We start from the raw sequence: 18,702 nt of genomic DNA, 5'->3' as shown, positions 1-18,702 counted from the left end.
GCTGCACACGTCATTCCGGGGCTCGCGAAAGCGAGAACTATGGTGCGCGTTTGCGTGCCTGAGAATCTCGTACCACAACCTCTAGGTTCCGGGTCTGCGCCTTGCGGCGCATCCCGGAATGACGCGTCAATAACAGGGAGGCAACACCATGAAGAACACTCCATTCGATCTCACCGGCCAGGTCGCCGTCGTCACTGGATCGAGCCGCGGCATCGGACGCGCGTCGGCCGAGCTGCTGGCGCAGCTCGGCGCCAAGGTCGTGATCTCCTCGCGCAAGGCGGACACCTGCAAGGAGGTGGCCGACGGCATCAACAAGACTGGCGGCGATGCGATCGTCATCCCCTGCAACATATCGCGCCGCGAAGAGGTCGAGGCGCTGATCTCCGGGACGATCAAGCACTACGGCAAGATCGACACCCTGGTCTGCAATGCCGCGGTGAACCCGTATTACGGCCCGTTGCTCGACATCAAGGACGAGGCCTTCGACAAGATCATGGGCTCGAACGTGAAGAGCAACATCTGGCTCTGTGCGCTGGCGGTCCCGCAGATGGCCGAGCGCGGCAAGGGCTCGGTCGTGATCATCTCCTCGATCGGCGGCCTGCGGGGGTCGACGGTGATCGGCGCCTACGGCATCTCCAAGGCGGCGGATTTCGCGCTGTGCCGCAGCCTCGCCGGCGAGTGGGGCCCGAAGGGCGTGCGCGTCAATTGCGTGGCGCCGGGCCTGGTGAAGACCGATTTCGCCCGCGCGCTATGGGAGGATCCGGAGAACCTCAAGCGCCGCACCGCGTCCTCGCCGCTGCGCCGAATCGGTGAACCCCACGAGATCGCGGGCGCGGTGGCCTATCTTGCCTCCGACGCCTCGACCTTCATGACCGGGCAGACCATCGTGATCGATGGCGGCGTCACAACGGCGGCGACGTAACGGCTGACTTGCTTCGCCTCTCCCGCTTGCGGGGTCGAGACGAGCGAAGCTCGCTCTTAGGCCGACGCGCGTAGCGCGACGGGTGGGGGCTCTCTCCGCGACGTGACTCGTGGAGAGAGCCCCCACCCCAGCCCTCCCCTGCAAGCGGGAGAGGGAGGACAGCTCATTCCGGGGTGTCGCGTCAGCCTCACACCTTCTCCAGCGCCTGCTCGAAATCCTCGATCAGGTCGTCGGCATGCTCCAGCCCTGCCGAGAAGCGGATGAAGCCCTCGCTGATGCCGAGCTCGGCGCGCGCTTCCGGTGCCAGGCGCTGATGCGTCGTGGTCGCGGGATGCGTGACCAGGCTCTTGGCATCGCCGAGATTGTTGGAGATGCGCGAGATCTTCAGCGCATTGAGGCAGCGGAAGGCGCCGGCCTTGCCGCCCTTCACCTCGAAGCCGACCAGCGTCGAGCCGGCTCCCATCTGCTTTTTCACCGTCTCGGCCTGCGGATGATCGGCGCGGCCGGGATAGACCAGCCGCGTGATCTTCGGATGCTTCGCCAGCGCCTCGGCGATCTTCGCCGCGTTGTCGGTCTGCACGCGGACGCGGATGCCGAGCGTCTCGAGCCCCTTCAGCAGCACCCAGGCGTTGAACGGCGACAGTGACGGGCCGGTCTGGCGCATGAAATTATGGATGTGCTCCGCAATGAACGCTTCTGATGACAGGATGATGCCGCCGAGACAACGGCCCTGGCCGTCGATGTGCTTGGTCGCGGAATAGACCACGACGTCGGCGCCGAGCGACAGCGGGCTCTGCCAGATCGGGGTCGCAAACACGTTGTCGACGATCAGCCGTGCGCCGCCGCTGTGTGCGATCTTGGCGATTGCGGAAATATCCAGCACGTCGAGGGTCGGATTGGTCGGACTTTCCAGGAAGAACGACTTGGTGTTCGGCCGCAAGGCGCGCTGCCACTGGTCGAGGTCGAGGCCGTCGACCAGCGTCGTCTCGATGCCGTAGCGTGGCAGCAGGTCCTGCACCACGTAAAGGCACGAGCCGAACAGCGCTTTCGACGCGACCACGTGATCGCCTGCCTTCAGCGGCGCAAGGATCGCGGTCGTCACGGCGGCCATGCCGGTTGCGGTCGAGCGCGCGGCTTCCGCGCCCTCGAGCTCGATCATGCGGCGCTCGAACATCGCAATGGTCGGGTTGGAATAGCGCGAATAGATGAAGCCGGGGTCCTGGCCTTTGAAGCGTGCCTCGCACTGCTCGGCGGTGTCGTAGACGTAGCCCTGGGTGAGAAACAGCCCCTCCGACGTCTCGCCGAATTGCGAGCGCAGCGTGCCGCCGTGGACGAGGCGGGTTTCGGGGCGATAGCGGCGGGTAGCTTCAGATTCAGACATGTGACCTCCGACGCGGCCATTTCCTTACGAAAAACAGCCACAAAAAAACCGGCCTGGAGCAATCTCCACAGGCCGGGATCACACTGTCCCCGGCCTGTTTAGCGACTTATTTTACGTGGCTGCAAGCCGGCCGGCTCAAATCACCACGGGATAAGTGCTGCTGATATTCCCTCGTACCCTTTCCGTCAAGGCGGTCATCAGATAACCCGTAAATGCCCATATTTTGGGGCTTGGATGGCCGTTCAGGGTATGATCGGGTCATCCTAGGGGACCCACGCCGTGTCATTCGAGCTGGAAAACGAAGCCAATGGAATTCTGCCCGACCGCATGATCGCGGAGATGGCCGATGCTGGCCTCATTCTGCCTGCCTATGACTTTGTCGAGAGCCAGATCCAGCCGGCGAGCCTCGACCTGCGCCTTGGCGATATCGCCTACCGGGTCCGCGCCAGCTTTCTGCCCGGCCCCGACTCCACCGTTGCCGAGCGCATCGACGAGTTGAAGCTGCACGAGATCGACCTCTCCGACGGCGCGGTGCTGGAGACCAATTGCGTCTATATCGTCCCGCTGCTGGAAAGCCTGGCGCTGCCGCCGCAGATCGTCGCCGCGGCCAACCCGAAGAGTTCGACCGGCCGGCTCGACGTCTTCACCCGCGTGATCGCCGACGGCACCCGCCGCTTCGACGTGATCGGCGCCGGCTATCACGGCCCACTCTATGCCGAGATCAGCCCGAAGACGTTTCCCGTGCTGTTGCGTGAGGGCTCGCGGCTCAGCCAGATCCGCTTCCGGATCGGCGATGCGGTCCTCACTGCCGACGAACTCGACGCGCTGCATGCAGCCGAGCGACTAGTCGATATCGACGATGCGGATCTCACCCAGGGGGTTGCGCTCTCGGTCGATCTGTCCGGTGAGAGTTCGAACGGCTTCGTCGGCTACCGCGCCAAGCGCCACACCGGCGTGGTCGATATCGATCGCCGTGGCGGCTATCCGGTCGATGAATTCTGGGAGCCGATCAAGGCGCGCCCCGACGGCAGCCTGATTCTCGATCCCGGCGAATTCTATATCCTGGCGTCGAAGGAGGCCGTCCAGGTGCCGCCGGATTACGCCGCGGAAATGGTGCCGTTCGATCCCCTGGTCGGCGAATTCCGCGTCCACTATGCGGGCTTCTTCGATCCCGGTTTCGGCTATGCCGGCGCCGGCGGGAAGGGCGCGCGCGCCGTGCTTGAAGTGCGCTCGCGCGAGGTGCCGTTCATCCTCGAGCACGGTCAGATCGTTGGCCGTCTCGTCTATGAACGCATGCTGGAGCGCCCCAACGCACTGTACGGCCAGCGCATCGGCTCGAACTACCAGGCACAGGGCCTGAAGCTCTCGAAGCATTTTCGCGTGTAGCAAAATTCCGTAAGCCGGATTTCGTATCGCGCCATAGTCGACAGGGCTGGCGCAAAGGTTCACCCGCAATCGCGCAGGTCCCCCTTGCGTTCCGCGCACGTGGAATCTGCCGCGGTCATGGTAGGGAAGCACCATGGCGCGGCTCCCGAAGATCGCGCGCGGGAGTTGAAATGTCCGATCTCGGCCTCGCCGAAATACCCGTCGATGAAGGCGAACGTCCGCTGCCGCCGCCGGTCACCAGGCCGGCGCGCAATGCACTGCTCGATGGGCCGATCCTGCGTACGCTGCTCTGGCTCGCCTGGCCGAACGTGATCGCGCTGTCCGCCGGCACCTGCGTGGTGATCGCGGAGACCTCCTATATCGGCCGCCTCGGCGTCGAGTCGCTCGCGGCGATGGCGCTGGTGTTTCCCTGCGTGATCCTGACCATGACGATGTCGGGCGGCGCCATGGGCGGCGGCGTCGCATCGTCGATCGCGCGCGCGCTCGGCGCCGGCGAGACCGAGCGCGCCTCGACGCTCGCGGCACACGCGCTGCTGATCGGCCTGACCTTCGGCGTCACGTTCATGCTGGGCATGCTGCTCTTCGGGCCGCGCCTGCTCGAGCTGCTCGGCGGGCGCGGCAACGTGCTGGCGCAGGCGATCGCCTATTCGCAAGTCTTCTTCGGCGGCGCGATCCTGCCCTGGCTGATGAACACCATGGCCGGCATCCTGCGCGGCACCGGCAACATGAAATTGCCTTCCACGATGATCCTGTCATCGGCAATTTGGCAGATCATGTTCGGCGGCGCGCTCGGGCTCGGCCTCGGACCGGTGCCGCAATTCGGCATGCGCGGCGTCGCCGCTGGCGCGCTGATCGCCTATTCGATCAGCATCAGCGTGATGGGCTGGTACCTGTTCTCCGGCCGCGCCCGCGTCAGGCCGAAGCTCAAAGGCCTGCGTGTGCAGTGGGCGATGTTCATCGACATCCTCAAGGTCGGCGCCGTTTCCTGCTTCTCGCCGCTGCAGTCGGTCTTGACCATCTCGATCTTCACCCACATGCTGGCACAGTTCGGCACCGCGGTGCTCGCCGGCTATGGCATCGGCGCGCGGCTCGAATTCATGCTGACCTCGGTGGCTTTCGCCGTCGGCATCGCGTCGGTCCCGATGATCGGCATGGCCGTCGGCGCCGAGCGCGTCGCGCGCGCCCGGCGCATCGCATGGACTGCCGGCACAGTGTCGTTCCTCGCGGTCGGCGTGGTCGGCAGCTTCATCGCTGTCTTCCCCGACCTCTGGGTCAATCTCTTCACTGACGATCCGCATGTGCGGAGCACCAGCCATCAATATCTCTCGACCGCCGCTCCGATGTACGCCTTCATCGGCCTGGCGATGTCGATGTACTTTTCCTCGCAGGGCGCCGCCAAGGTGCTGGGCCCGGTGCTGGCGCAGACCGCACGGCTGATCTTCATCGGCAGCGGCGGCTGGTGGCTCACGACGCATGGGGCGACCGCGCAGAATTTCTTCGCGCTCGCCGCCGCCTCGATGGGTGTGCTCGGCGTGCTCTCCTGCCTCAGCGTGATCCTCACGCGCTGGGGCAAGCCCGCGCCAGTCGCCAAGGTGCAGCCGGCGCTGTCGTAAACGAGGTTTCACGACTCTTGCACCGTCATCCTGAGGAACGCATAGCGCGTCTCGAAGGATGCACGGTCCCCGATATTTCGCACTGGTCACGGTGAGAGCCGGGCCGTCGCCCTTCGAGACGGCCGCTTCGCGGCCTCCTCAAGGTGACGGTGATGGTTTCGAATGCGCCCGTGAAGATTACGGCGCAGCTCACGCTGCGCTTGCTGTCCTGGCCGATTGGGCAAGTGCCGTCTGCATCGCGAGCGCGCCCTGGTCCATCTGGCTGGCGATGTACGGCGCGATCTCGTTCGGCAACAGATCGACGATCCAGGCTACGCGGCTGCGTCCCTCACCCTCGGCGAACACCTGCACCGAGGCCGAATGCTGCTTCAGCCGTTCGCTGACCACGGCATAGACCAGCCGCAGCCGCGCATCATCGCAATCGACCAGCAGTTCGCATGCCACCGTGCCGTTGGCGAAGCTGACGATGCGCGCGTCGCCGTCGAGCGCGGTGTCGGTCACGAAGCCCGGCACCAGCCGCGTGTGCAGCGCGCCGAAATCGCGCAGCGCGTCCCAGACATGGTCCGCCGGCGCGTCGATCGGGATATCCTTGTGAATCGAGGCCATGGTTCGGTCCTCTCGCGCGTTGGATTGTCGTCATTGCGAGGAGTGAAGCGACGAAGCAATCCATGCTTCCTTGCAAGCCGCACCATGGATTGCTTCGCTTCGCTCGCAATGACGATGAGACTCAGGCGCACACCGCCTCGACATTGTTGCCGTCGGGGTCGATCAGGAACGCAGCATAGTAGGTCGGACTGTAATCCTTGCGGTGGCCCGCGGCCCCATTGTCCTTGCCGCCGGCCTTCATGCCTTCGGTGTGGAATGTCTTGATCGCCTCGTGGCTCGGGGCGCGGAAGGCGACATGGGCGCCGCCCGCAGCCTCGCCCTTGTGCAGATGCAGCCAGAGCGCCGGCTGACCCTTCGGGCCGAAGCCGGCGCCACGGTCGTCGCGTGAGCACAGGACGAAGCCGAGCGGCGCCAGCGCTGCGGTGTAGAAGCGGACACTGGCATCGAGATCAGCAACGCGCAATCCGATATGGTCGTACATGATGGTCTCCAGAAATGGGCGCGTCGGCGACGCGCGGCCTGGAGCGACCCTAGCTATTGCAGTGCAAGTCGTTCTTGGAAAATCTTGCGGTCGCCGCGGGAGGCCTGGCGGAACTTCAGGGGCGAGGCGCCGGCGGCGCGGTGGAAACTGCGCACGAAATTGGAGAGGTCGCCGAAGCCGACGTCATAGGCGATGTCGGTGATCGGGCTGTCGTCGTCGGCAAGCCGGCGTGCCGCATGGCGCAACCGTGAGCGCACGAGATATTGATGCGGGGTGACGCCGAGCACGGCGGAAAACAGCCGCAGGAAATGGAACGTGCTGAGGCCGGCCTGCTTCGCCGCATCGTCCAGATCGATGGCGCGATGCGAATGGGCGTCGATCCATAGCGCGGCCTCCACCGCGCGGCGGCGGTCCCGCAGGCCGGCCGTGAGGGGCTTTGCCTTGCGGTCGGACACCACCTCGACGAAGCGGCTGGCAAGGAGATGCCCGACCTCGTCGAGGCCGACGTCGCTGTTGCCATCTGCCGCCGTTTGCGCGAGCTCGCCGAGCACCATCAGTTCCGGTAGCGGCGGCACCGAGCCGACCTGCCAGGCCGCGGCGCGGTCGCCGATCCTCTCCACCAACTCCGGATCGAGGAAGAACGACAGGCACTCGTCGCCGACGACATGGTCGTGGGTGCAAGTGTATTCGTCGCCGGGATGGCCAATCAGGAACGATCCCGCCACCAACTCGTGGAAACGGCCGCGGCAATGGCAGCCGAAGCTGCCCTTGAGTACATAGGACACCGAATGGCAGGCAAATTGCTCGGCGAACGGCTTGTCGCCAGGCTCCGCCGTGCAACGAAATTCGTTCACGGTCATGCGATCGCGCTGCAACAGCGTGGTGTGGTTCATACCCCGAATTTAGGGGTGAGGCCGCGGCGGCGCAACGAACAGCAGCACGTCGAACAGGGTTTTGCCCGCGCTCGGTTGCCCGCCCTCGATCGAGAGCAATCGCCGCTTGGAGATGCTGCCGCCGCTTGGCGAGATCCGGTCGCCGCGCGGAATCGTCCGGGTCAACTGGTAGACGCGCTGGCTGAAGGCCGGGATGCCGGTCATGTCGCCCCGCCATGACGCCACCAACCCCCGCAAAAGGATCATAACAGCCTCGGGATCGCGCGCATCTGGAATCTTTACATTCGGTTAAGGATACGACGGATGGGGTGGCCGATGTCGAGCACCTGCGTTCGCTCACCCATCTTAAAGGCTTGAGCGATATCTATTTCGCTCGAATTTGCAGCTCCGCGACATTGCGGCCTCCCGATGGGTTCGGCGGACGAATGACGAGACCAGGCGCCGATCCATCGCCGGATGACATGGCCAAAGCATCGACCGGCCGCGTCCATGGTCTGGCAGCGTTGGTGCTGCTCGCCCTGGCGCTACGCCTCCCGCTGGCGTTCTGGCCCAACATCATCCATCCCGACGAGATCTTCCAATATCTCGAGCCGGCCTGGCGGCTGCTGGGTCATGACGGCATCGTCACGTGGGAGTGGCGTTACGGTATTCGCAGCTGGTTCCTGCCGACCTTGCTGGCGGGCCCGGCCGCGTTGGGTGACCTTGTCGCGCCTGATGGCGCAGGGGCCTTCGTCGTGCCTCGTCTGGTCGCCGCGCTCGCATCGGTGTCGATCGTGGTCAGCGCCTGGTTCTTTGGCGCGCGGGTCTCGCGAACCCACGCCGTCGTCGCGGCCTTCGTTGCCGCGACCTGGTTCGAGTTCATCCTGTTCGCACCGCATACGTTGAGCGAGCCCTTGGCGACGGCGCTCATCGTGCCGGCGGCGCTGCTGCTGACCGACGGGCCGTCGCAGCGACGCCTCGTCATCGGCGGGGCCTTGCTTGGTCTCGCCTTTCTCTGTCGCTTTCAATACGCGCCGGCCATTACCGTGCTTGCCATCGGGGCGTGCTGGCAGTGCTGGCGAAATGCGATTCCGATGGTGGCCGGCGGGCTGGTCCTGCTGGCGTTCGCGGCAGTGATCGATGTCGCGCACGGTGTAATCCCGTTTAGTTGGCTGGTCGCCAACGTCGAACAGAACCTGTTGCACGATCGCGCGGCTGAGTTCGGCGTGACGTCTTGGGTGACCTATCTCGTCAGTTTCTTGGTGGTATGGTCCGTGGCGATCGTGCCGCTGGCCTGGGCGATCTGGCGGGGCTTTCGGCACGCACCGCTCCTGCTCGCAGTAGCGCTCGTGAACCTCGGCTGCCACAGCCTGATTGGGCACAAGGAATACCGCTTCATATTCCTGTCGGTGGTCCTGCTGATCATAGTGGCGGCGCTGGGATCAGCCGATTGGATCCAGTCGTTGCGTGCGAGACGCGCATGGCGGCCCTGGGCGTTGCCGATGATCACAGGCGCGTGGGCGCTGCTCTCGGTGCTGCTTGTTGGGGCGAGCCAAGAGATGCGTGACGACTGGATGCGCGGCGTCGGTGCAGCACGCCTGGCGGCAGACCTGCGCGGTGACCCAGAACTCTGCGGTCTCGCGCTCTACAATCTTCCGTTCCACCTTCTGCCGGGGCGGGAACGACTGTCGGGCTCGTCGCCGCTTTATTCGCTTCAGCCCAACGACCTGCTCGCACAGGGACGCCTCCCGGCCGTGGTCCAGGCGACAAACCCTGCCTTCAACCGAGTCCTCGCGCGCCCGGACTCGGCAGCCGATCTCCCGGCAGGATTTTCACGGCGCAGCTGCGCCAGAGTCGGCAACGGCGACGCCTGCATCTTTGCCCGAAACGGGACCTGCGGCGCCATACCCGCCGCGGCGCCATTTACAATCAATGACGTGCTGGTGCGGCTCGACTACTAGAGCATTTTCGGTTCTGGTTGAATCAGAACCGAAGCTCTAGATTCTTGTTTTGACGCGTTTTCTTCGCGCGAACCGGTGTCCACTTCGCTCGAAAGCGCTCTCGTCAGGGGAGACCCGCGGACCAATGCGAATGCGCGCTTGATCCCTTGCCTTGCCCCGGGCTATGGTCCGGCAGGCCTCGCAAGGTGAGGCCAACCTAAGCGACTGAGATCGCGGGCGTAGTTCAATGGTAGAACGGCAGCTTCCCAAGCTGCATACGAGGGTTCGATTCCCTTCGCCCGCTCCAACGCTCGTTTTCGTGCATCCAGATCTACGCGCCGGCATTCTGCCGCATCACAGCGTGCTGGTCCCAGTTAGCGGAAGCTGACTGCCGAGCCACGTGAAGCTGTCGCGGATATGATCAGCGCCAGCCGAGGGAGGGTGCGATCTGTGTCAAAATCGTTTCGATGACATGTGCGTTGTAGGCGACCCCGAGCTGATTGGGGACCGTCAGCAGCAGGGTGTCGGCCTCTGCGATGGCCTCGTCGGCTTTGAGCTGCTCGATGAGCTTGTCCGGCTCGGCTGCGTAGCTGCGGCCGAAGATTGCACGCGTCTTCTCGTCAATGAAACCGATCTGGTCTTCCGCCTGGTCGTTTCCGAAATAGGCGCGATCGCGGTCGTCGACCAGCGCGAAGATGCTGCGGCTCACGGAGACCCGGGGCTCGCGCGCATGACCGGCCTCCTTCCAGGCCGCACGGTAGGCTCGGATCTGGGCAGCCTGCTGGACGTGGAAGGCTTCGCCCGTTTCGTCGTTCTTGAGGGTCGAGCTCTGCAGGTTCATGCCGAGCTTCGCCGCCCACACCGCGGTGGCGTTGGAGCCGGCGCCCCACCAGATGCGGTCGCGCAGACCTTCCGAATGGGGTTCGAGCCGCAGCAGGCCGGGAGGATTGGGAAACATCGGCCGCGGATTCGGCCGCGCAAAACCCTGTCCGCGCAGCAGGTCGAGGAAGATCTCGGCGTGACGCCGCCCCATCTCGGCGTCGGTCTCGCCCTCGGGCGGCTGGTAACCGAAGTAGCGCCAGCCATCGATCACCTGTTCGGGCGAGCCACGGCTGATGCCGAGTTGCAGCCGGCCGCCCGCGATCAGGTCGGCTGCGCCGGCATCCTCAATCATGTACAGCGGGTTCTCGTAACGCATGTCGATCACGGCGGTGCCGATCTCGATGCGGCTGGTTTTGGCTCCGACCGCAGCGAGAAGGGGGAAGGGCGAGGCAAGCTGGCGGGCGAAGTGATGGACGCGGAAATACGCGCCGTCCGCACCCAATTCCTCGGCGGCGACGGCAACGTCAATGGATTGCAGGAGCGTATCCGCAGCGGAGCGCGTCTGTGATTGCGGCGAGGGCGTCCAGTGCCCGAACGAAAGGAATCCGATCTTCTTCATACGGCCAATGTAATCATGTCCGGGATGGTTTGCGATCGATGTGCCGTCACGAAGAAGGAAAGCATTTACCAACCGACCAAATTTGCTGAAGCTGCGGCTGCGGTTCCGGCGTGGATGACCGTTCCCTCGCTCCTCGCATGCATCCAGCTCCTGTCGCCTGCGTCGTTGCGCGGCTTGCGGTGAGGCGGCGTGCCGCCTAGCTTTCGGCCACCACTTGCCCGCCAGCACGCTCCCGCAGGTCCTGATGTCGCAGCCGCTTCTGTTTCAGCCGATCACGCTTCGCGGCGTGACCTCCCGCAATCGTATCCTGATTTCGCCGATGTGCCAGTATTCGGCGATCGACGGCCTCGCCAACGACTGGCATCTCGTGCATCTCGGCAAGTTCGCCCAGGGCGGTGCCGGATTTGTGATGGTCGAGGCTGCCGCGGTCTCGGCCGACGGCCGCATTACCCATGGCGACGTCGGAATCTGGAATGACGATCAGATCGCGCCGCTCGAGCGCATCGCCGCCTTCCTGAAGGACAATGGCGCCGTCCCGTCGATCCAGCTCGCGCATGCCGGCCGCAAGGCCAGCATGCAGCGCCCGTGGTACGGTAACGCCGCGCTCGATGCAGCCGATCGTGCACGCGGCGATCTGCCATGGCGGACGGTTGCGCCGAGCGCGATCCCGATGGAGGAGGGCTGGCTGATGCCGCATGCGCTTGAGGTCGACGAGCTGGCCGCCCTCAGGGAGCAATGGCGTCTCGCCACCTTGCGCGCGCTGGAGGCCGGGTTCGAATTCGTCGAGGTGCATTGCGCGCACGGCTATCTCCTGCACGAATTCCTGTCGCCGCTGTCGAACCGCCGGACCGACGCCTATGGCGGCGATCGCGACGGGCGCATGCGCTATCCGCTCGAGATCATCGAAACCGTGCGTGCGGCCTGGCCCGCCGAGCGGCCGCTGTCGGTGCGGATTTCCTCGGTCGACGGCATCGATGGCGGCTTGCAGCTCGACGACCAGCTTGCGTTTGCCCGCGAAGCCAAGGCGCGTGGCGTCGATCTGATCGACTGTTCCTCCGGCGGTCTGCTCGGCTCGGCGACCGCGGCGCGGATTCCGCGCGGCTACGGATTCCAAGTGCCCTATGCCGATGAGATCCGCCGCGCTGCCGATGTCGCCACCATTGCGGTCGGGCTGATCCTGCATCCGCAGCAGGCCGAGGACATTCTGGCCAACGCCCATGCCGATGTGATCGCGATCGGCCGCGAGGCGCTGTTCGATCCGAACTGGCCGCTGCATGCCGAGCTTGCGCTTGACGGCGGAAGCGGCGAGATTTTTGCGTCCTGGCCGAAGCAGTATGGCTGGTGGCTGGAACGGCGCGAGCCGGGTCTGCGCAGGCTCGAAGGGCCGCCGCTGCCGTTCCGCAAGGTGTGACCGATCGCAAGGGAGGTTCTGGCATGACTATTCCGGTACAGCGTCCCTATCGCGGCGTCTTCCCCGTGGCGCCGACCATCTTCGACGCCAACGGCAATCTCGATCTCGACGGGCAGCGCCGCTGCGTCGATTTCATGATTGATGCCGGCTCCCATGGCATCTGCATCCTCGCCAACTTCTCCGAGCAGTTCGTGCTGACCGATGCCGAGCGCGAGACCGTGATGCATGCGGTGCTCGAACATGTGGCCGGTCGCATTCCGGTGATCGTCACGACGACGCATTTCTCCTCGGCGGTGTGCGCCGCGCGCAGCCGCCAGGCGGAAGCCGCCGGCGCTGCCATGGTGATGATCATGCCGCCCTATCACGGCGCGACCTTCCGCGTGCCGGAGGGAAGTATCTATGAATTCTATCAAGTCGTGTCGGATGCCATCAGCATTCCGATCATGATTCAGGACGCGCCGGTCGCGGGCACGCCGCTCTCGGTCGATTTCCTGGCGCGGATGGCCAAGGAACTCGCCAATATCAGGTACTTCAAGATCGAGGTGCCGATGGCCGCGAACAAGCTGCGTGGCCTGATCGAGAAGGGCGGCAGCGTGATCGAGGGACCCTGGGATGGCGAGGAAGCGATCACGCTGATGGCCGATCTCGACGCCGGCGCCACCGGCGCGATGACTGGCGGCGGCTATCCCGACGGCATCCGGCAGATCATGGATCCATTCTTCGCGGGTCGCCGCGACGAGGCGATGCAGGCCTATGCGCGCTGGCTGCCGCTGATCAATTACGAGAACCGCCAATGCGGACTGCACGCCTGCAAAGTTCTGATGCGCGAGGGCGGCGTCATCAAGTCGGAGATGGTCCGCCATCCGCTGCAGCCGCTGCATCCGGCGACGCGCGCCGGCCTGATCGAGATCGCGCGCCAGCTCGATCCAGTTGTGCTGCGTTGGGGGCGTTGATTGCGCTGGTCGCTTTGGCGAGACGCCTGCGCCGATCGGCGCGGCGCTGTCGGCCGATCTGTTTCATTTATATTTCGCCGCCGGCCGCGTGTTCATTCAAAGGCGGCTTGGGAGCGTGCGAGCAACGTTCCCTGCTATTGATCCCATATCACTGGCAGATCCAGCAGTCCGCGGAATGCCCAGCCGCCGATCCGCGGCGGCTGATCCGCAACCAACTGCAGGTTCTTGAGCCGCCCGAAGATCGCGGGCAACGCAACATCGGCCACCATGGCGCGCGAGGCCCACGCGCCGGCGCAGAAATGCGGACCCGCGCCAAACGCGATACTCTTGCTGGCGTCGCGCCGGACATCGAACCTGTCAGGCTCGTCGAAATGCTTTTCGTCGCGGTTCGCCGAGCCGAACATCAAGAACACGCGCTCATTGGTCTCGAAGACGATGTCCCGGATCGTCCAGGGCTTTGCGATCCGCCGCGGCGACATTCCGATCGGCGAGATCCAGCGGGCATACTCCTCGAAGGCCTGTAGCCACGGGATGGCGCCGCTCCTCGCCAGTTCGAGCTGATCGGGGTGCGTCAGCAGCGCCCACACCGTGCCTGTGATCGCGTCGCGCGGCTCGTTCTGGCCGCCGGAGATCGCGAGCTTGATGTTGGCGCGCACGCTCTGCATCGGCATGTCGGTTTGCAGCAGCACGCCGAGCAGGCTGAGGTCGGGCGTCTTGCGCAGTACCGGCACCATGTCGTCGATCGCGGCATCGATGCCCGAGGTCGCCGCGTGGCAGCGCGCTTCGACCGCGGGATCGCCGATATAGTTGGCGATGCCGTCGATCATGCCCTGCGACCACGCGTTCATGTCCTGGTAGCGCATGTTGGTGAGGCCGGTGATCGATTTCAGGCATTCGGCCGAAAACGGCAGTGCGAAAGCCTGCACGAAGTCGATCACACCGTCGGGCTTCAATTCGTCGAGGATGCGCGTCGCGTGTCCTTGGAACTGCGCGGTCCAGTGCGACCGCACCGTCTTCGGCGAGATCGCCGGGAAGATCGCCTTGCGCTCGTTCATGTGCGCGTCACCGTCCTTGCGCATCATGTTGTGGCCCATCAGCTTGTTCATCAGCCCTTCGGGCTGGTGCGACGAGAACACGTCGATCTGCTTCTCGGAGATGAAGATATCGTTGCGGCTGCACAGCAGCGTGCTGCCGAGTTGCGGCACGAAGGCGATCGGCGCCTCTTTCCGCATCCGCGCAAGGGTGGGATAGGGATCCTGCCAGAAGGCTGAGACGTCGATGTCGAAATGCGGCGCGGTGCTCACGGCTGTTACCTCAAGGCTCGATCCGCACGCCAGACTAGGCCGAAGCACGGTCGCTGTCTGTCCCTACGGTTTGGGACAGGCGCCGTCGGGCCGCCTGATCAGTTCAGCTGACGGGACGATGCCATCAGGCGCAGCGCGATGGCGAACAGCTCGTTCTGCGAGGAGATGCCGAGCTTGTCATAGGCGCGCTTGCGGTAGGTGAGGGCGGAATGCAGGCCGATGCCGAGTTCGGCTGCGATCGCTTCCGAGCTGAGGCCGGACAGGATCCGCAGGCAGACCTCCTTCTCGCGCCCGGTCAGCCTGACCAATGGCTCGGCGGTCGCAAACAGGGTCTTCAGCCGGCCCATCGGATCAGTCTCGATGGCGTCGCGCTGGAAGTGGCGTGCCACGGCCGCGGTCACCACGGGCGCGATCGCGGTCAGGCGCGCGATCTGGTCGCGGCTGAAGCGGCCTTGCGCTGTGATCTGATAGAAGTTGACGTAGAAGCAGGTGTCGTCGACCCAGATCGCCGATGCGAATTTGTCGACGATGTCGGAGTCGTCGAAGAAGATCTTGCGATAGCTGTCGCTGTACATGCGGCGGGAAAAATTCGGCAGCAGGATCGGCGCTGCTTGCGCCTGCCCTTCGAACACCGCATCGCGGTTCGGGTCTGACAGGTGGAAATGCTCGGAATAGGCGATGCCGAGGTCGCCCCCGATCGGGATATTACCGACGTCGAGCAGGCATGCGGCCGACCGCGCGCCTGCAAACGAGAACACCATGCAATGGCCGACGCCGGCGACGCGGCGCAGCGCGCCGATCAGCGCCTGCGGGAAACTGTCCCGCCCGATCGCGAGCAGGGCGGGGGTGATGTCGCTGATCGCCGATTGCCTGAAGGCCAGCTCTGCCTTCATGGTGTCCTTCCGGGTCTCTCTCGTTTTCGGGGAGACTATCAGCGACATCGCTGGTGCGAAAGCGCCCGGCGGAGCGGCTACCGCCGGTGGCGGGACTTTCGCGTCACGCGCCGCGCGCGGCCGCGTCGCGGCTGACCGGTGCGCGCAAATACGCGCGGCCCGCGGCATGCTGAATTGGTCGGTGAAATATCTGGCCGGGCGAACCGGAATCTCTTCCGCCATCATCCGCCGGCTTGAGGAGCATAATGACACTGCACCCACGCGCGACGAAACGATGGAGGTCCTTCGGAATACGTTTTCAGATGCGGGGATCGAAATTCTCGTTTTCGCCGGACGGCAAGCCAAGTGTCCGACCACGATAAGGGCTCTTAATTTTTGTCGTCGGCTCGCTGGTTGGCTCAGTTCTTGCGATCTCTGTCGATTCAGAGTCAAAGTTCGCGCAAATTTTGCAATCTTTGATCTCGTTGCGGTACGGAAGCGCAGCTTTTTGCGCGCATGAGGCAATCTAGATTATTTTTTCCTTAACGCACTTATAAGCATTGTCTGCGACATTGCTCCCACACGTAAGGCACGGGAACAGACCATGCAGAACGCAGTGGTTGCGGTGCGCCAGTCGAGCGTTTCCGGAGCGAGCTCGATGAGGATGAGCGAGACTCCAGCGGGATCGGTTCGAGGTTGCACCAGGCGCTGGCTTGATCCCGTGGCCCGGCCGCTCCCACGCATCCTTCGCCATCCCTCTCAACCAGGGAGGTGCTCGAGCCAAGCCTGATCGGTCCGCCGCCCAATTCGCTCGCCCCCCGCTGTGCCGCGCCAAGGCGCATCACACACAAATCCATTCTGCCAATAATTTTCTCAAAGGGTCCCCCAGTCATGTCCATTAAATTGAAATTGCGCATTCGTGGCCGGCTGATTGCCTGCTTTATCGCCGTATGCGCCATCTTCGCGCTTGCCGTCGGATATACGGTTTTTGCCGTTGGTGGAGTTTCCACGGTCGTCAGTCGCATGGTGAACCTGCGTACGCCCGTGGCGCTCGCAAGCACGGAATTGGTTGGCAATGTCTATTCCACGCTCGCGACGTTGCGCGGCTATCTGCTGACGGGAAATCCGCAAGGCAAGCTCGATCGCATGGCCATGTGGAAAGAGGTGGATGCCACGGTGGTCGCCTTCGACGAGCAGTCGGTGCATTTTACGGACCCCGAGAATAAGCGGAAATGGGCCGAGGCCAAGACCCTGCTCGCGGAGTTCCGCGCTGCTCAAGACAAGGCCGAAGCAATCGCCTTCACCTCTGACGCATATCCGGCGACGAAGCTCCTGGTTACCGAAGCAGGCCCGCACTCCGAGGTGATATTTTCCGAGATCACCCGGATGATCAACGAGGAGGAAGGCTTGGAGGCAACGTCGGACCGCAAGAGATTGCTCAAGGCGATGGCGGATACGCGGGGCAATTTTGCCGCTGCGACAGCCCAGCTCCGCATGTATCTGTTGTCCGGTGACAAGACTGACAAGGAAAAGTTCGTCAGACCGTGGGAGCTGTTCGAAAAAGGCTTTGCCGCCGTGAGTGCGCAAAAGGCGCTCCTCACGACCTCCGAGCTGGCGTCTTTCGACAAGATCACAAGGGCACGCGGCGAATTTGCGCCGTTGCCCGAGAAGATATTCTCCCTGCGGGAATCCCCGGGCTGGAATGCTCCGGTCGAAATTCTCGTCACGCAGGCAGCACCGCGCGCGCTCAAGATCCTGGATCTGCTTGATGGACCCAAGGGCGCCGACGGCACCCGCTCCGGAGGCATCAAGACGAACCAGAAGAAGATGCTCGACCAGGAGAAGCACGAGGTAGAGTCGGGCGTATCGTTCCTCACGATCGTGCTGTGGGTATTGCTTGCGGCGGGTCTCGGAATCAGCGCGATCATTGCGCTGCTCACGGCGCGCGCAATAGCAACGCCCATCCAGAGGATGACCGCCGCTATGGGCAAACTCGCCGGCGGCGACACATCCCTCGTGGTGCCCGGGGTCGAACGGGTCGACGAGATCGGCGAGATGGCTGGCGCCGTCCAGATTTTCAAGGATAGCATGATCGAAGCGGATCGCCTGCGCGCCGAGCAGACGCAATCGGAGGCTCGTGCCGCTGCCCAACGCAAGGCGGACATGCACGCCTTGGCCGGCCAGTTCGAGAACGCGGTCGGGGAAATCATCGAGACGCTGTCATCGTCCTCGACCGAGTTGGAGGCCGCGGCCAACACGTTGACCAAGACCGCCGAGAACACCCAGGAGCTATCGACCATGGTCTCCGCCGCGTCCGAGGAGGCATCGGCGAACGTTCAGTCGGTGGCCTCTGCCAGCGAAGAGATGAGCGCCTCGGTCAACGAGATCAGCCGTCAGGTGCAGGAGGCCGCCGGGATTGCCGGTGCGGCGGTGGAGCAGGCGCAGAAGACCAATGATCGCGTCAATGCGTTGTCACAGGCGGCGACCCGCATTGGCGATGTTGTGGAATTGATCAATACCATCGCCGGCCAGACCAACCTCCTGGCGCTTAATGCAACCATCGAAGCGGCACGGGCCGGAGAGGCAGGGCGCGGCTTTGCGGTGGTCGCATCCGAGGTCAAGGCGCTGGCCGAGCAAACCGCGAAGGCGACCGGCGAGATCAGTCACCAGATCGCGGGCATGCAGGCAGCGACCCAGGACTCGGTGATCGCGATTAAGGAGATCAGCGGGACCATCGGCCGGATCTCCGAAATCTCGTCGACCATCGCCTCCGCGGTGGAAGAGCAGGGGGCGGCGACCCAGGAGATTTCCCGCAACGTCATGCAGGCGGCGCAAGGCACCCAGCAGGTGGCCTCGAGTATCTCCGACGTGCAGCGCGGCGCGACCGAAACAGGTTCGGCGTCTAGTCAGGTGCTTGCATCTGCGAAAACGCTGTCGAACGATAGCGCAAGACTCAAGATCGAAGTCGAGAATTTCCTGACAACGGTCCGGGCAGCCTGACGCAAAGGGGCGAGACGCGCAGTCCACGCGGCGGGTTCGCGGGAAGCATAACCCGCCGCGGTCCTGGAGAAAGAGGGGATTGCGCCGCAGCCTGTGGTCGGGCCGCGCCTCGCGCGGCCCGCGGGCCATCCGCCCTTCGTCTTCCGGGCTCAGCTCCCCTGCGGCACCTGGTCAAGGAAGCCGGTGATGCTCCTGATCCGGCCGTCCTTCAGCGTCGCGAAATCCGTGCCCTTGATCGGGCTGTCGACACCGTCCGGGCCGAGACCCCAGGAGAAGCGGACGTGGTCGCCGAAGCCGTTCGGCTCACCGATCAGCTCGAACCTGAAGTCGGGAAATTTCTGCTGCACGCCTGCGATCAGCGCATCGACGCCCTCGTGACCGTCGCCGCTCATCAGCGGGTCGATATAGCGGGCATCCGCGGTCCAATTCTCGCTCAGCATCTCGCGGCGGCGGCTCGCCGTGCGCTCGTTCCAGAGATCGATGTAGCGGCGGGCGATAGTTGCGTGGTCGGTCATGATTC

Annotated in this window: 16 protein-coding genes, 1 tRNA gene, 1 pseudogene and 1 riboswitch; of the genes and pseudogenes, 9 read left to right on the top strand and 9 right to left on the bottom strand. The window is 64.3% G+C overall.

Going from position 1 to position 18,702, the window contains the following annotated elements:
* The first annotated feature begins 148 nt into the window (after window positions 1-148).
* Window positions 149-922, top strand: a complete 774-nt coding sequence (locus MTX23_RS31890; RefSeq protein WP_280974050.1) for an SDR family oxidoreductase — start codon at window positions 149-151, stop codon at window positions 920-922.
* A gap of 187 nt (window positions 923-1,109) precedes the next feature.
* On the opposite strand, the gene MTX23_RS31885 is transcribed toward MTX23_RS31890, so the two are convergent.
* On the bottom strand, window positions 1,110-2,303 hold the full coding sequence (locus MTX23_RS31885; protein ID WP_280974049.1) for an O-succinylhomoserine sulfhydrylase: 1,194 nt from the start codon (window positions 2,301-2,303) through the stop codon (window positions 1,110-1,112).
* A gap of 77 nt (window positions 2,304-2,380) precedes the next feature.
* Window positions 2,381-2,460, bottom strand: a riboswitch (SAM riboswitch).
* A 122-nt stretch (window positions 2,461-2,582) separates the two neighbouring features.
* Here MTX23_RS31885 and MTX23_RS31880 point away from each other — a divergent pair.
* Together MTX23_RS31880 and MTX23_RS31875 are read left to right on the top strand one after the other, a co-directional pair.
* Window positions 2,583-3,689, top strand: a complete 1,107-nt coding sequence (locus MTX23_RS31880; protein WP_280974048.1) for a 2'-deoxycytidine 5'-triphosphate deaminase — start codon at window positions 2,583-2,585, stop codon at window positions 3,687-3,689.
* Between the two features lie 170 nt (window positions 3,690-3,859).
* Window positions 3,860-5,302 carry an MATE family efflux transporter gene (locus MTX23_RS31875; protein ID WP_280974047.1) on the top strand — a complete coding sequence of 481 codons (1,443 nt, stop codon included), beginning with the start codon at window positions 3,860-3,862 and terminating at the stop codon, window positions 5,300-5,302.
* Window positions 5,303-5,491: 189 nt separating this feature from the next.
* On the opposite strand, the gene MTX23_RS31870 is transcribed toward MTX23_RS31875, so the two are convergent.
* The 4 genes and pseudogenes from MTX23_RS31870 to MTX23_RS31855 form a co-directional block, all read right to left on the bottom strand.
* On the bottom strand, window positions 5,492-5,908 hold the full coding sequence (locus tag MTX23_RS31870; RefSeq protein WP_280974046.1) for an SRPBCC family protein: 417 nt from the start codon (window positions 5,906-5,908) through the stop codon (window positions 5,492-5,494).
* A gap of 121 nt (window positions 5,909-6,029) precedes the next feature.
* Entirely contained in the window at window positions 6,030-6,389 is a 360-nt protein-coding gene (locus MTX23_RS31865) for a VOC family protein (protein WP_280974045.1), read from the bottom strand.
* A gap of 53 nt (window positions 6,390-6,442) precedes the next feature.
* On the bottom strand, window positions 6,443-7,282 hold the full coding sequence (locus MTX23_RS31860; RefSeq protein WP_280974044.1) for an AraC family transcriptional regulator: 840 nt from the start codon (window positions 7,280-7,282) through the stop codon (window positions 6,443-6,445).
* A 9-nt stretch (window positions 7,283-7,291) separates the two neighbouring features.
* Window positions 7,292-7,489: pseudogene (locus tag MTX23_RS31855) on the bottom strand (cysteine methyltransferase); the annotation flags it as partial.
* A gap of 101 nt (window positions 7,490-7,590) precedes the next feature.
* On the opposite strand from MTX23_RS31855, the gene MTX23_RS31850 reads away from it, so the two are divergent.
* Together MTX23_RS31850 and MTX23_RS31845 are read left to right on the top strand one after the other, a co-directional pair.
* Entirely contained in the window at window positions 7,591-9,222 is a 1,632-nt protein-coding gene (locus MTX23_RS31850) for a 4-amino-4-deoxy-L-arabinose transferase (RefSeq protein ID WP_280974043.1), read from the top strand.
* A gap of 212 nt (window positions 9,223-9,434) precedes the next feature.
* A tRNA-Gly gene (locus tag MTX23_RS31845) sits at window positions 9,435-9,508 on the top strand.
* A 114-nt stretch (window positions 9,509-9,622) separates the two neighbouring features.
* On the opposite strand, the gene MTX23_RS31840 is transcribed toward MTX23_RS31845, so the two are convergent.
* Entirely contained in the window at window positions 9,623-10,642 is a 1,020-nt protein-coding gene (locus MTX23_RS31840; RefSeq protein WP_280978289.1) for an LLM class flavin-dependent oxidoreductase, read from the bottom strand.
* A gap of 244 nt (window positions 10,643-10,886) precedes the next feature.
* Between MTX23_RS31840 and MTX23_RS31835 the strand changes: the two genes are divergently transcribed.
* Window positions 10,887-12,053, top strand: coding sequence for an NADH:flavin oxidoreductase/NADH oxidase (locus MTX23_RS31835; protein ID WP_280974042.1), 1,167 nt, complete (start codon window positions 10,887-10,889; stop codon window positions 12,051-12,053).
* 23 nt (window positions 12,054-12,076) lie between these two features.
* Window positions 12,077-13,006 (top strand): dihydrodipicolinate synthase family protein, encoded by a 930-nt coding sequence (locus MTX23_RS31830; protein ID WP_280974041.1) that lies wholly within the window; start codon window positions 12,077-12,079, stop codon window positions 13,004-13,006.
* A gap of 134 nt (window positions 13,007-13,140) precedes the next feature.
* On the opposite strand, the gene MTX23_RS31825 is transcribed toward MTX23_RS31830, so the two are convergent.
* Together MTX23_RS31825 and MTX23_RS31820 are read right to left on the bottom strand one after the other, a co-directional pair.
* Entirely contained in the window at window positions 13,141-14,310 is a 1,170-nt protein-coding gene (locus tag MTX23_RS31825; RefSeq protein WP_280974040.1) for a cytochrome P450, read from the bottom strand.
* A gap of 98 nt (window positions 14,311-14,408) precedes the next feature.
* Window positions 14,409-15,203, bottom strand: coding sequence for a helix-turn-helix transcriptional regulator (locus MTX23_RS31820; RefSeq protein ID WP_280974039.1), 795 nt, complete (start codon window positions 15,201-15,203; stop codon window positions 14,409-14,411).
* Here MTX23_RS31820 and MTX23_RS31815 point away from each other — a divergent pair.
* Both MTX23_RS31815 and MTX23_RS31810 read left to right on the top strand, forming a co-directional pair.
* On the top strand, window positions 15,160-15,702 hold the full coding sequence (locus tag MTX23_RS31815; protein WP_280974038.1) for a hypothetical protein: 543 nt from the start codon (window positions 15,160-15,162) through the stop codon (window positions 15,700-15,702). The genes MTX23_RS31820 and MTX23_RS31815 overlap by 44 nt on opposite strands.
* Window positions 15,703-16,073: 371 nt before the next feature.
* Window positions 16,074-18,182: a methyl-accepting chemotaxis protein gene (locus tag MTX23_RS31810; RefSeq protein WP_280974037.1), complete on the top strand. Its 2,109-nt coding sequence runs from the start codon at window positions 16,074-16,076 to the stop codon at window positions 18,180-18,182.
* A gap of 149 nt (window positions 18,183-18,331) precedes the next feature.
* On the opposite strand, the gene MTX23_RS31805 is transcribed toward MTX23_RS31810, so the two are convergent.
* Window positions 18,332-18,697, bottom strand: a complete 366-nt coding sequence (locus MTX23_RS31805) for a nuclear transport factor 2 family protein (RefSeq protein ID WP_280974036.1) — start codon at window positions 18,695-18,697, stop codon at window positions 18,332-18,334.
* Window positions 18,698-18,702 lie beyond the last annotated feature (5 nt).

Source organism: Bradyrhizobium sp. ISRA436 (assembly GCF_029910015.1).
Lineage (GTDB): Bacteria > Pseudomonadota > Alphaproteobacteria > Rhizobiales > Xanthobacteraceae > Bradyrhizobium.
The sequence above is the reverse complement of the archived record's forward strand: the minus strand, read 5'-3'. Positions and strand labels throughout refer to the sequence as shown.

Bases quoted from the DNA above. Each gene is read 5' to 3' on its own strand.
- MTX23_RS31890 (WP_280974050.1), top strand. From the start codon at position 149: ATGAAGAACACTCCATTCGATCTCACCGGCCAGGTCGCCGTCGTCACT.
- MTX23_RS31885 (WP_280974049.1), bottom strand. From the start codon at position 2,303: ATGTCTGAATCTGAAGCTACCCGCCGCTATCGCCCCGAAACCCGCCTC.
- MTX23_RS31875 (WP_280974047.1), top strand. From the start codon at position 3,860: ATGTCCGATCTCGGCCTCGCCGAAATACCCGTCGATGAAGGCGAACGT.
- MTX23_RS31870 (WP_280974046.1), bottom strand. From the start codon at position 5,908: ATGGCCTCGATTCACAAGGATATCCCGATCGACGCGCCGGCGGACCAT.
- MTX23_RS31865 (WP_280974045.1), bottom strand. From the start codon at position 6,389: ATGTACGACCATATCGGATTGCGCGTTGCTGATCTCGATGCCAGTGTC.
- MTX23_RS31860 (WP_280974044.1), bottom strand. From the start codon at position 7,282: ATGAACCACACCACGCTGTTGCAGCGCGATCGCATGACCGTGAACGAA.
- MTX23_RS31840 (WP_280978289.1), bottom strand. From the start codon at position 10,642: ATGAAGAAGATCGGATTCCTTTCGTTCGGGCACTGGACGCCCTCGCCG.
- MTX23_RS31835 (WP_280974042.1), top strand. From the start codon at position 10,887: ATGTCGCAGCCGCTTCTGTTTCAGCCGATCACGCTTCGCGGCGTGACC.
- MTX23_RS31830 (WP_280974041.1), top strand. From the start codon at position 12,077: ATGACTATTCCGGTACAGCGTCCCTATCGCGGCGTCTTCCCCGTGGCG.
- MTX23_RS31815 (WP_280974038.1), top strand. From the start codon at position 15,160: ATGTCGCTGATCGCCGATTGCCTGAAGGCCAGCTCTGCCTTCATGGTG.
- MTX23_RS31820 (WP_280974039.1), bottom strand. From the start codon at position 15,203: ATGAAGGCAGAGCTGGCCTTCAGGCAATCGGCGATCAGCGACATCACC.
- MTX23_RS31810 (WP_280974037.1), top strand. From the start codon at position 16,074: ATGTCCATTAAATTGAAATTGCGCATTCGTGGCCGGCTGATTGCCTGC.
- MTX23_RS31805 (WP_280974036.1), bottom strand. From the start codon at position 18,697: ATGACCGACCACGCAACTATCGCCCGCCGCTACATCGATCTCTGGAAC.